Source organism: Mesorhizobium sp. P3_A8 (assembly GCF_056402995.1).
Map to the genome: position 1 here is coordinate 26,056 of NZ_JBFUGI010000026.1, position 12,002 is coordinate 38,057.

12 protein-coding genes are annotated in these 12,002 nt (G+C 63.9%); 4 read left to right on the forward strand and 8 right to left on the reverse strand.

What is annotated here, in order from left to right:
- The first annotated feature begins 13 nt into the window (after positions 1-13).
- Positions 14-886: a methyltransferase domain-containing protein gene (locus tag AC1DX4_RS34405; RefSeq protein WP_477224569.1), complete on the forward strand. Its 873-nt coding sequence runs from the start codon at positions 14-16 to the stop codon at positions 884-886.
- A 19-nt stretch (positions 887-905) separates the two neighbouring features.
- Here AC1DX4_RS34405 and AC1DX4_RS34410 read toward each other — a convergent pair whose 3' ends face one another.
- The 5 genes from AC1DX4_RS34410 to argJ form a co-directional block, all read right to left on the reverse strand.
- Complete coding sequence (locus AC1DX4_RS34410; protein WP_477224570.1) at positions 906-1,088, reverse strand: Flp family type IVb pilin; 183 nt, start codon at positions 1,086-1,088, stop codon at positions 906-908.
- 110 nt (positions 1,089-1,198) lie between these two features.
- Entirely contained in the window at positions 1,199-1,513 is a 315-nt protein-coding gene (locus AC1DX4_RS34415; protein ID WP_477224571.1) for a hypothetical protein, read from the reverse strand.
- A gap of 130 nt (positions 1,514-1,643) precedes the next feature.
- Complete coding sequence (gene mutT / locus AC1DX4_RS34420) at positions 1,644-2,066, reverse strand: 8-oxo-dGTP diphosphatase MutT (RefSeq protein WP_477224572.1); 423 nt, start codon at positions 2,064-2,066, stop codon at positions 1,644-1,646.
- A gap of 8 nt (positions 2,067-2,074) precedes the next feature.
- Positions 2,075-2,827, reverse strand: a complete 753-nt coding sequence (locus tag AC1DX4_RS34425) for a GNAT family N-acetyltransferase (RefSeq protein ID WP_477224573.1) — start codon at positions 2,825-2,827, stop codon at positions 2,075-2,077.
- Positions 2,828-2,856: 29 nt separating this feature from the next.
- Positions 2,857-4,098, reverse strand: coding sequence for a bifunctional glutamate N-acetyltransferase/amino-acid acetyltransferase ArgJ (argJ, locus tag AC1DX4_RS34430; protein WP_477224574.1), 1,242 nt, complete (start codon positions 4,096-4,098; stop codon positions 2,857-2,859).
- A 168-nt stretch (positions 4,099-4,266) separates the two neighbouring features.
- On the opposite strand from argJ, the gene AC1DX4_RS34435 reads away from it, so the two are divergent.
- Positions 4,267-5,496 carry a caspase family protein gene (locus tag AC1DX4_RS34435; RefSeq protein WP_477224575.1) on the forward strand — a complete coding sequence of 410 codons (1,230 nt, stop codon included), beginning with the start codon at positions 4,267-4,269 and terminating at the stop codon, positions 5,494-5,496.
- A gap of 21 nt (positions 5,497-5,517) precedes the next feature.
- Here the strand turns inward: AC1DX4_RS34435 and AC1DX4_RS34440 are convergent, their stop codons facing one another.
- Positions 5,518-6,741 (reverse strand): MFS transporter, encoded by a 1,224-nt coding sequence (locus tag AC1DX4_RS34440; RefSeq protein ID WP_477224576.1) that lies wholly within the window; start codon positions 6,739-6,741, stop codon positions 5,518-5,520.
- Positions 6,742-7,036: 295 nt separating this feature from the next.
- On the opposite strand from AC1DX4_RS34440, the gene AC1DX4_RS34445 reads away from it, so the two are divergent.
- The gene (locus AC1DX4_RS34445) at positions 7,037-7,636 is read left to right on the forward strand and encodes a TetR/AcrR family transcriptional regulator (protein ID WP_477224577.1); all 600 of its coding nucleotides are present in this window, start codon (positions 7,037-7,039) and stop codon (positions 7,634-7,636) included.
- 67 nt (positions 7,637-7,703) lie between these two features.
- Here the strand turns inward: AC1DX4_RS34445 and AC1DX4_RS34450 are convergent, their stop codons facing one another.
- Positions 7,704-8,627: a peptidylprolyl isomerase gene (locus tag AC1DX4_RS34450; protein ID WP_477224578.1), complete on the reverse strand. Its 924-nt coding sequence runs from the start codon at positions 8,625-8,627 to the stop codon at positions 7,704-7,706.
- Positions 8,628-8,890: 263 nt separating this feature from the next.
- On the opposite strand from AC1DX4_RS34450, the gene secA reads away from it, so the two are divergent.
- Positions 8,891-11,623 (forward strand): preprotein translocase subunit SecA, encoded by a 2,733-nt coding sequence (secA, locus tag AC1DX4_RS34455; RefSeq protein ID WP_477224579.1) that lies wholly within the window; start codon positions 8,891-8,893, stop codon positions 11,621-11,623.
- A gap of 149 nt (positions 11,624-11,772) precedes the next feature.
- Here secA and AC1DX4_RS34460 read toward each other — a convergent pair.
- Positions 11,773-12,002: transposase (locus AC1DX4_RS34460; protein ID WP_477222957.1), on the reverse strand; the 230-nt coding region annotated here is incomplete at its 5' end.

Genomic DNA, 12,002 nt, shown 5'->3' on the forward strand with positions numbered 1-12,002 from the left:
AAGGATCCGCCCGTTGCAGCCGATAATGGATACCGATCTCTGGCTGGCGCACAAGCGGCGTGCGCTCGCTCATCCGGTCGATGGTGCCGATTTTCTGATGAACCGTGCCGCCGAGGATCTTGCCGACCGGCTGGGCGCCGTCGAGCGCCGGTTCGCCAAAGCGGCTGTGCTATTTTGCCAGACGCCGGCCGCGACCGGTGTGCTCGCCGCGAGCGGCAAGGTGACGGAGATCGTCCGCGTCGAGACGGACGCGGTTTTCCTGAATGGCGCCGCAGGCTCGGTGGCACCGCTGGAAACCGTGCAGTTCGAGCCGCAAAGCCTCGATCTGGCGGTGTCGCTTCTGTCGCTGCAAGCTATGAACGACATTCCCGGCATGCTGATCCAGATCCGCCGTGCGCTGCGGCCGGACGGGCTTTTCCTCGGCGCCTTTGCCGGCGCCGGCACGCTCAGTGAGTTGCGCGAGTGCCTGCTTGCGGCCGAGACCGAACTCTATGGCGGCGTCAGCCCGCGCGTCATACCGTTCACCGACGTGCGCGATGCCGGTGCGCTGCTGCAGCGCGCCGGTCTCGCTCTGCCGGTCGCCGACGTCGAGACCGTGACGGTGCGCTATGCCAATTTGTTTGCCCTGATGGCCGATCTGCGCGCCATGGGAGAAACCAGCGCGCTTGCCGATCGCAGCCGGCGGCCGGGCACACGCGGACTGTTTGCCCGTGCCGCGGAAATCTATGCCGAGCGGTTTTCCGACCCCGACGGTCGAATCCGGGCAAGTTTCTCGATGGTGTGGATGTCCGGCTGGGCGCCCGATGCGTCGCAGCAGAAACCGCTGAAGCCGGGTTCAGCCAAGGTCTCGCTGAAGGCCATATTGGAAGGTTCCGACGAGCGCTGAGCGCCCGCCGCGATTGCGGTCAAGGCGAAGCGAAGGCGTTCGCAAGCCTGCTGGTGTTGTTGCTGAACAGCCAGGTGAGCGAGTTGAAGACCTGGCCGATGCCGCCGATGATCGTCAGCGACAGCACACAGACGATCAAGGCGTACTCGACAGCCGTGGCTCCGGTCTCGTCCGTCAGAAAACGTAGCAGCAATGTTTTCATCACCTCGATCCCCCTTGCCAGGACCTTACCGCCGATCTGTTAAGAAAGGTTAATGGCAAAGCCTTAACAGGCGGTGAAACCGCCCCCTTCTCTAAAATATCTTAACCATGTCAGCAGTCGCCGCTGGTCCTGCCGTCGGAGCCGATGATGCAGACTGAATCGGGCTGCGGCTGCAACACGCTGCGGCGCACCGTGTAGGTGCTGCGGTGGCTGATCGAGCCGGTGGCCGTCATGTCGAGACCAGGAAAATCGTCGCGCGCCGATTGCGAGCGCGTCTGTCTGTCGAGGAAAGGGGTCGCGATCAGCGCCAGCGCCACCGCGGCCGACCCGAACAGCAGCGTGATGCGCAGGATGCCCATGCCCGCATCGGCGGCACGGAAACCGCGGTCGGGCCGGATCGAATCCCAATCCCTGTCCAGACTCATACGATCGCTCCCCAGCGAATTGGCGACGCGGCCGCAAGCACACGGCCATGCATCAATTTTTCATGATCAGATAAATCTTCCATTAACGCTGGCTGATATGGACCGTGGTCCCGATCCGTCGCCGCCGCCCTCAGAGGAGATCGATGAGGAACGGGATCAGCGGCGCGTCGGCCGGCGGCATCGGATACTCGCGCATCTGCTTCGGCCGCACCCATTTCAGCGCCTGCCCTTCCCGGGGCTGGGCGATGCCGCGGAAGCGCCTGCAGACAAACAGCGGCATCAACAGATGGAAGTCGTCATAGGAGTGGCTGGCGAAGGTCAGTGGCGCCAGGCACGGTATATCGGTCTCGATGCCGATCTCCTCATGCAATTCGCGGATGATGCATTGTTCCGGCGTCTCGCCGGGCTCGACCTTGCCGCCGGGAAATTCCCACAGGCCTGCGAGTTGCTTGCCCTCGGGCCGCTGCGCCAGGAGCACGCGGCCGTCGGTGTCGACCAGCGCGCAGGCGGCCACCAGGAGCAGGCGCTTGCCGGTATTGGCCAGATCATCCATGCCCAACTTCACTCATGACCAGGTGGCTGACGATAGTGATAGCGATAGACTTCCTCGAAGCCGAGTGAGCGATAGAGCGCCAGTGCCGGCACATTGCCGGCCTCGACCTGCAGCCAGGCTTCGCGCGCGCCGCGCAGCCGCGCCCATTTCAGCGCCGACAGGATCAGGTTGCGACCATGGCCTTTGTTGCGCGCCGCCTTGTCGGTGGCGACCTCGAACAGGCCGGCGAGATCGCCGTCATGCACGCAGATCAGCGTCGCCAGCGGCTCAGTGCCATCCTCGAGTGCGAACAGCCCGGCCTCGGGCTGGATGGCGCCGATGATCTCCGACAGGCCGGGCCGCAGCGAAACGTCGGAGCCGCTGACCTTGAGCAACGCGCCGATGAAGCGGCTGATGTCCTTGAGCGGGATCTGGTCCATGGCGGCATCGAGCTGCGCATCGGCCAGCGGCAGCCGCATGACCAGCGACTCGCCGAACCGGCTCCAGCCCTCCTTGTCGAGATGACCGCCCAGATCGGGACCCGACAGCGGCGACATGCGGAACGTCAGCGGCCTTCCATAGGCATCGAAACGGCGGCTGGCCCGGCCGATGCGGTCGGCGATGTGCTGGATGTCGCCGGGATCGAGCGGATTGACCGAATTCAGCCGCTTCGCCGGATGGCCGGCGGTCAGCCGAACCACCCAGGTGCCGTCATAGTGGACGGCGGCTGCCGGCCAGGCGCGAAAACCGGCCGCCTCGTAGCGGCGCACGATCGCGAGCATGCTTGCCGGATGCCTGGAAGCCAAAACCGTCAGCTCCGATAATCGCCATTGATGGCGACATATTCCTTGGTGAGGTCGCAGGTCCACACCGTCGCCTTGCCGCGGCCGATGCCGATATCGGCGCGGATGCGGATATCGTCACGCTTCATGTAGGCCGAGGTCTTTTCTTCCGAATAGGCCGGGTCGCGCTCGCCTTCATGCGCCAGCCTGTTATCACCGAACCAGATCGACAGCCGGTCGCGGTCGGCCGGCTCGCCGGCCTTGCCGACGGCCATGACGACGCGGCCCCAATTGGCGTCCTCGCCGGCAACCGCCGTCTTGACCAGCGGCGAATTGGCGATCGACAGCGCGATACGCTTGGCCGAGCGGGCCGATTTGGCGCCGGTGACGGTGACTTCGACCTGCTTGCGGGCGCCCTCGCCGTCGCGCACCACTTGCAGAGCCAGCGACTTCAGCACCTTGCCGAGCGCCCGGCGGAACTGACCAAGGCGGGCATCTTTGGGATCGGTTATTTCTGGAGCACCACGTTTGGCGGCCTTGCCGGTGGCGAAGAGCAGCAGCGTGTCGCTGGTCGAGGTGTCGCTGTCGACGGTCACCGCGTTGAAGGTCTTGGCCGTGCCGCGCGACAACAGATCCTGCAGCACCGGGGCCGCGATCGGCGCGTCGGTGGCGATGAAGGACAGCATCGTCGCCATGTCGGGGGCGATCATCCCGGCGCCCTTGGAAATGCCGTTGATGGTGACATCGGCATCGCCAAGCTTGACGGTCGCCGTCGCCACTTTCGGATAGGTATCCGTGGTCATGATGGCCTTTGCCGCCTCGGTCCACAGGTCGGGCTTGCCGTCGCTGACCAGTCCGGCAAGCAGATGGCTGAACTTGGTTGTGTCGAGCGGCTCGCCGATGACGCCGGTCGAGGCCAGGAAAACCTCTCTTGCCGTGCAGCCGGCCGCCTTGGCCGCCGCCTCGCCGGTCAGCGCGGTGGATTCGCGGCCCTTCCTGCCGGTGAAGGCATTGGCGTTGCCGGAATTGACAACCAGCACCCGCGCCTTGCCGGCGTCGAGGTTCTGCCGGCAGAAATCGACCGGCGCCGAGGGGCATTTCGACTTGGTGAATACGCCGGCGACCGTGGTGCCGGCGTCGAAGACCATGGCCAGAAGATCGGTGCGGTTCTTGTACTTTATCCCCGCTTCGGCGGTGGCGATGCGCACCCCTTCAATGACAGGCATCTTGGGGTATTTCTTCGGCGCGAGCGGCGAAATCGTCGTGGACATGGGACCTCGGGCGGCAAAAATCGCAAGGGAAGGCCGGTTTGCCCGATACGCCGCGCTGGCGCAAGGGCGTTTTCGTCGCGCTTGCCCGCGGCCGGACCCCACCCGGAATTAAGCCTGCATTTCAAATCTGTTGGCATCTCCCGGGCCTGTCGCGCTATGATTGCCCCCATGGGCAGGCTTGCGATCCTCGCATGGGCATTTCTGGGACTGTTGCTGCTGAGCGCCGACGCTGAGCCGGCGCGGCGCGTGGCGCTCGTCATCGGCAACGGCAGCTATGCCGAAGCCGGAACGCTGGCCAATCCGGTCAACGACGCGCTCGACATCGCCGACAAGCTGCGCTCCATCGGCTTCGAAGTCATCGAAGGCAACGACCTCGGCAAGCGCGAACTCGAACGCAGCATCGGCGAATTCTCCGATGCGCTCGAAGGCGCGGGCGTCGGGCTTTTCTACTATGCCGGCCACGGCCTGCAGGTCGACGGACGCAACTACATCGTGCCGGTCGACGCCAGGCTCGACATGCCGGTGAAACTGCAACTCGAAGCCGTGCCGATTGACGAAGTCCTCGACATCATGGAACAGCAGACCAAGGTCAGCCTGGTGTTTCTCGACGCCTGCCGCAACAACCCGTTTGCACGCAGTCTTAGCCGCACCGCCACCACGCGCTCGGCGACGGCGCTGGCCGGTCTGGCGCAGTTCGATTCGACGCGCGGCTCCTTCATCGCCTTCTCGACGGCGCCGGGTGCGGTCGCCATGGACGGCACCGGGCGCAACTCGCCCTTTGCATCAGCCCTTTTGCGGCACATCGCCGAGCCCGGCCAGAGCATCAACGACATGATGATCGCGGTGCGCCGCGACGTGGTTTCGCAAACCCGCGAAGGCCAGCGCCCCTGGGAGCAGGGCTCGCTGCTCGAACGCTTCGAATTCGTCCCGGGTGATGGGCCTGCCCCGGAGCCCAAACCGGCGGCTGAGCCCGCGCCGGCCTCGCAGGTCGCGGCGCTGGAACGCTCCGTCGGCGACGACAAGACCTCGATCGAGAAATTCCTGCGCCGGGATTATCTGGCGCCGGACGCCAGGACGATGAGCGAGACGGTCAAGCGGATCTACGGCTCGTCGGCCACCATTTTCGGCACACGCTACGACGCCGATGCCATCGTCAAGGTGAAGACCGACTGGTTCGCGCAATGGGCCTCCTGGTCGCTTGGGCTCGAACCCGGCAGCCTGGAGATCACGCCGCATGGCGATAACCGCACTGAGGCCGCCTTTGCCATGCGCTACGACTATGTGCCGAAGGACAAGTCGGCGGCACGCCTGACCGGCAAGGCACGCGTCACGCTCGGGCTGGTCAAGGCCGAAGATGGCTGGCGCATCGAGTCCGAGACATCGCAAGCGATGCAATGATGGCCTGATCCGGGCGCGAATTCACGCGCTTTGGCGCGACATGAATTCGGTCGCAAAACAAAGCAGCGCTGCAACCGGCAGCGCCAGGCCGATCCAGGACACCAGCGGCCAACCGCCTTGCGCATACGCCCAACCGCCGACGCCTGAGCCGATTGCGCCCGCGATGAAGAACGTCGCCATGTAAAGCCCGTTCAGACGGCTGCGATGTGCGGCGCCAAGTGCGAACAGGTCCCGGTAGCCGAGGACAAGGTTGGTCTGCACACCGAAGTCGAGCACGATGGCGGCGGCCACCAACAGCGCCAGCGAAAGCGTCGAGCCGCTATGCGCGATATGAGTTATGAGAAACGCGACAGCGACGCACAGCATGGCAAAGGCTGTCGCCGGCCGGCTCCAGCCGCGGTCGGCAACCCTTCCGGCAAGCGGCGCGGCGATGGCGCCGGCGACGCCGGCCAACGCGAACAGACCGATGCCGCGCTGCGTCAAGCCGAAATCGGGCCCGGCCAGCAGCAGCAGCGGCGTTGTCGTCCAGAACAGGCTGAAAGCCGCGAACAGGAATGCCTGGTAAAGAGCCCGCCGCCGCAGAACCGGCGTCGTGCGCGCAATATGCACCATGGACGCCAAAAGCGCGCCGTAGCTCAGACGCACCGTCGGCACGCGCTTGGGCAGCGCAAACCGCAGCACCACGGACAGCACGACCATGACAATGCAAGAGGTGAAGTACACGACATGCCAGGACGACAGCGCCGTGATGAAGCTGGAGAACGGCCGCGACAGCATTATCCCCAGCAACAATCCCACCGAGACATTGCCGACCACGCGGCCACGCCTGGCTTCCGGCGCCAGGTGCGCCGCATAGGGGATGAGGGTCTGCACCGCGACCGAGCCAAGGCCGACAAACAGCATCGCGGCCAGAAAAGCCGCTGGCTGGGTTGAAATCGCAGCACCCAGCAAGGCAAGCGTTGCAACGGCAAGTATGCCGAGCACGAGCCTGCGGTTCTCCATGAGGTCACCAAGCGGCACGATGAACAGCAGGCCCACCCCGTAGCCAATCTGGGCCATCGTGACGATCAGGCCCGCCGCATGTGGCGGAAGCCCAAGTTCAGCGCCGATCGGACCGATCAATGGTTGTGCATAGTAGATGTTGGCAACAATCAGCCCGCAGGCAGCCGCCAGCAAAAAGGTCATCCAACTCGAAATTGTCGTCTCGGCGGCGGGTGCGGAGCCGGATGCGATAATGGTCGTCATGAGGATGTCCATCGGAACGAAACGTTTCGTTGAATAGAACGAACCGTTCCGTTTCGTCAAGCGATGATGTATTGGTATCTCGATGTGTGAGCATCTCGATGTGTCAGCATTTCTTGGCATCGGCGCAGTTTGCGGCCAAATGGCTTCATTTGGCGTCCGCACAAACGCTGCAAGGAAACGAGCGCTTTGCTCGCGGATGGTTTGCATCCGGCCGGCAAATGCGGGGCGCGGCGAATAATTGTCGGCGGGTTGTCGTTTCAGCCGAGACGAGAAACCGCTTTGGGAGGAACGGCTCATGAGCGAAATCGCCGATCCGGCACGCAAATCGATTGGCGCCAGGCGCAATCCCGACAGCGCCGAAGCGATCTTGGAGGCTGCCGAAGCCGTGCTGATCGAGGCCGGCTATGCCGGCTTTTCCATTGAGGCGGTAGCGCGGCGGGCACGCGCGGGCAAGCCGACCATCTATCGCTGGTGGCCGAGCAAGGCGGCCCTGCTGCTCGAAGTCTACCAGCGCCAGAAGCGTGTCGACCTTCCCGATACCGGCAACCTGGAAGAGGATCTCGTCGGCTTCCTGATCAATCTGTTCACGCACTGGCGCGAGACATCGTCGGGCAGTGTCTTCAAATCGCTGATCGCCGAGGCGCAATCGGATGAAACCGCGGCCGCGGCCCTTTCCGGTTATGCCGGAGGACGCCGTACCCACACCGGCCAGATCATCGAGCGCGCCAAGGCAAGGGGCGAAATCGCCGGGGACATCGACCCGGGTGTGGTCGCCGACCTCGTCGCTTCCTACGCCTGGCGGCATCTCTTGATCAACCGGCTCGACGAGCCCGAGGCGACGATACGCAAGATGGTCCGCTATCTCCTCCAAGGCATAGCGCCATCAGGCAGATAGCGGCGGCCAACGAAAAAGGGCGCGGCAACCCTTGGCTGCCGCGCCCTTTTTGAAAAAATCTTCAAGCTTACTTGCCGGCTTCCATCGTATCGACGGCCTGCTTCAGCTTGGCGTCGGGTATCTCGACCTTGGCGCCGGCGCGCAGCGACTTGACCAGCGCGAAATACTTGTCGCGGATGACCGCCTGCTTGGCCTGGTCCTTGACGTCGTCGAAGGCCGGCGGCTGCTTGGCGCGCTTGTCCTCGAGCTTGATGACATGCCAGCCGAACTGCGACTGCACCGGCTGCTCGGTGTATTTGCCGACCTCGAGCGCGAAGGCGGCCTTGTCGAACTCCGGCACCATCTGGCCAGGTCCGAACCAGCCGAGGTCACCGCCATTGGACTTGCCCGAGGGATCGCTGGTGTGCTCGTTGGCGAGCTTCTGGAAGTCGGCGCCGCCGTCGAGTTGCTTGATGATGGCCTCGGCCTCTTCCTTCGTCTTCACGAGGATGTGACGAGCATGCACCTCGTTGACCGGCGGCGTGTTGGCGATTTCCTGGTCGTAGCGGGCGCGAATCTCGGCGTCGGTGACCTTGTCGACGACACCCTTCTCGACCATCTCGCCATGCAGCGCGCGCTGCTGCAGGAAGGCCATGCGGCGCTGGAAGTCGGGATCCTTGTCGAGACCGTCGGTAACGGCCTTGGCGGCCATGACGCGGATCTCGATGGCTGCGGAAAGGGCCGCGGCGCGGCGCTGCTCAGGCGGCAACTGCGCGAATTGCTGCGAAAGCTCGCCTTCGGCAAGCACCAGATCGGCTTCAGTCAAGGGCTGGCCGTTGACCGTGGCGATCACGGCATTCGGATCGACCGGCGCTGCCGCCGGTGCCGCGGCAGCATCGGCCGGAGCAGCAGGAGCGGTCTCCTGCGCCATGACAGGCGACAGGCAAAGAGCCGACAGGCCGAAGGCCAGACCAAGGCTGGCAAGCGACGCACGGCGAAACAACAAGGGCATAAGGATGACTCCGGGGAAGGATTGTAAGGAGGGGTGGCTTCCAGATCAGCCAGATTGTGGCGGAATTTGGCGCGACCGGCAGGGCCAGCGCGGCGTTGACATCAGTTGAGCCCCCTCTTATCTGTCCAACGACTTTGCGTCCAGAACCGTTTTCCGGGCGCTTTTTGTGTTTGCCCGTATTCACGCGGTGCGTTCACGCGGATGTGATGAGGCCGGCCGGCGCTCATCTTAAAGATTGAGAATTCTATCGAAAGGACCATTGAATGGTCAGTCTCGGCGGTCTCGCCCGTAAGGTTTTCGGTTCCTCCAACGACCGTCGGGTCAAATCGACCCGGCCTCGTGTCGAGGCGATCAACGCCATGGAAAACGAGATGCGGGCGCTTTCAGACGCCGAACTCGCGGGGCGTACGGAAAAATTTCGCCAGGATATCGCCAACGGCGCCAGCCTTGAGGATCTTCTGATCCCGGCCTTCGCCACTGCCCGTGAGGCGGCACGCCGCGTGCTCGGCATGCGCCCCTTCGACGTCCAGCTGATCGGCGGCATGGTGCTGCACAATGGCGGCATCGCCGAAATGCGCACCGGCGAGGGCAAGACCCTGGTCGCGACGCTTCCGGTCTATCTCAACGCGCTCGCCGGCAAGGGCGTCCATGTCGTCACGGTCAACGACTATCTCGCCACGCGCGACTCCGAATGGATGGGCCGCGTCTACAAATTCCTCGGCCTCTCGGTCGGCGTCATCGTCCATGGCCTGTCCGACGAGGAACGCAGCACCGCCTACGCCGCCGACGTCACCTACGCCACCAACAACGAACTCGGCTTCGACTATCTGCGCGACAACATGAAGTATGAGCGCGCCCAGATGGTGCAGCGCGGCCACAATTACGCGATCGTCGACGAAGTCGATTCCATCCTGGTCGACGAGGCGCGCACGCCGCTGATCATTTCCGGTCCGCTCGAGGACCGTTCGGAAATGTACAACACCATCGACACCTTCATCATCCAGCTGCAGCCGCAGGATTATGAGATCGACGAGAAGCAGAAGACCTCGATCTTCACCGAGGAAGGCACCGAGAAGCTGGAGAACCTGCTGCGCGACGCCGACCTGCTGAAGGGCGAGTCGCTCTACGACGTCGAGAACGTCGCCATCGTCCACCACGTCAACAACGCGCTGAAGGCGCACCGGCTGTTCCAGCGCGACAAGGACTACATCGTACGCAACGGCGAAATCGTCATCATCGACGAGTTCACCGGCCGCATGATGCCCGGCCGCCGCTATTCGGAAGGCCTGCACCAGGCGTTGGAAGCCAAGGAGCATGTGGCGATCCAGCCGGAGAACCAGACGCTGGCCTCCGTCACCTTCCAGAACTACTTCCGCCTCTACAAGAAGCTGTCCGGCATGACCGGCACGGCGCTGACCGAGGCCGAGGAATTCGGCAACATCTACGGCCTCGAAGTCACCGAGATCCCGACCAATCTGCCGGTCATCCGCATGGACGAGGACGACGAGGTCTACCGGACGGTCGAAGAAAAATACAAGGCGATCGTCAAGGAGATCCGCGAAGCCGCCGCCAAGGGCCAGCCGACGCTGGTCGGCACGACCTCGATCGAAAAGTCCGAGCAGCTGGCCGAGCGCCTGCGCAAGGAAGGCTTCAAGGACTTCGAGGTGCTGAACGCCCGCCACCACGAACGCGAGGCGGCAATCGTCGCCCAGGCCGGCAAGCCCGGCGCCATCACCATCGCCACCAACATGGCCGGCCGCGGCACCGACATCAAGCTCGGCGGTAATGCCGAGATGCGCATCGAGGACGAACTGGGCGACATGCCTGCCGGTCCCGAGCGCGAGGCGCGGGAAAAGGAGATCAATGCCGACGTCGAGCGCCTGAAGGAAAAGGCACTGGCCGCCGGGGGCCTCTACGTGCTTGCCACAGAGCGCCATGAATCGCGCCGCATCGACAACCAGTTGCGTGGCCGCTCCGGCCGCCAGGGCGACCCCGGCCGCTCGAAATTCTTCCTGTCGCTGCAGGACGATTTGATGCGCATCTTCGGTTCCGAGCGCATGGACGGCATGCTGCAGAAGCTCGGCCTCAAGGAAGACGAGGCGATCATCCATCCCTGGATCAACAAGGCGCTGGAAAAGGCGCAGAAGAAGGTCGAGGCGCGCAACTTCGACATCCGCAAGAATCTGCTGAAATATGACGACGTCTCCAACGACCAGCGCAAGGTGGTGTTCGAGCAGCGCATCGAGCTGATGGACGGCGAAGGCCTGTCGGAAACCATTGCCGAGATGCGCGAAGGCGTCATCGACGAGATCGTCGCCAAGGCCATTCCCGAAAACGCCTATGCCGAGCAGTGGGATGTCGCCGGCCTGAAGGCCGAGGTCGCCGAATTCCTCAATCTCGACCTGCCGATCGAGGACTGGGCCAAGGAAGAGGGCATTGCCGAGGACGACATCCGCGAGCGCATCACGCAAGCCGCCGACGTCGCCGCCAAGGAGCGCTCCGAGCGCTTCGGCCCCGAAGTGATGACCTATGTCGAGCGCTCGGTGGTGCTGCAGTCACTCGACCATCTGTGGCGCGAGCACATCGTCAATCTCGACCATCTGCGTTCGGTCGTCGGCTTCCGCGGCTACGCCCAGCGCGACCCGCTGCAGGAATACAAGGGCGAGGCGTTCGAGCTGTTCCAGGCGATGCTGGGCAATCTGCGCCAGGCGGTCACCGCGCAGCTGATGCGCGTCGAACTGGTCCGCCAGGCCGCCGAAGCCCCGCCCCCGGAAGCGCCCGACATGTTCGGCACGCATATTGACGGCACCACCGGCGAGAATGATTTCGAAGGCGGCGAAACCGCCCTCCTGGTGCGTCAGGAGAACAACACCATCGTCGCCCCCGAAGACCGCGACCCCGACAACCAGGCCACCTGGGGCAAAGTCGGCCGCAACGAATCCTGCCCGTGCGGCTCCGGCAAGAAGTACAAGCACTGCCATGGGGCGTTTGCGTAAGGACGCCGCTTCTTCCTTCTCCCCGTTTCACGGGGGTGAGGCGTGGTCCGCGCAGCGGACGAAAAGCCAATTGCTTGGCTTTTCGAACAACGAACGCCCGGAGCGATAGCGAAGGGCTGGTGCCGAAGGGCGGATGAGCAACTGTGTTTTCAGGCTTTGTCTGGACACCAGGGTTGGTTGTGTCGAAGCATGGCGCTGAGGATGGTCATAATCTTTCGGGCCACGGCGACGATGGCGACCTTTGGTTGCTTGCCGTTGGCAATGAGACGCTGGTGGAAGGCTCTGAGTACGGGATTTGAGCGGCTGGCGGTGAGCGCTGCCATGTAGACCACCCTGCGCAGAGCATGCCGGCCGCCCCAGATGACGCGGCGACCTTTGA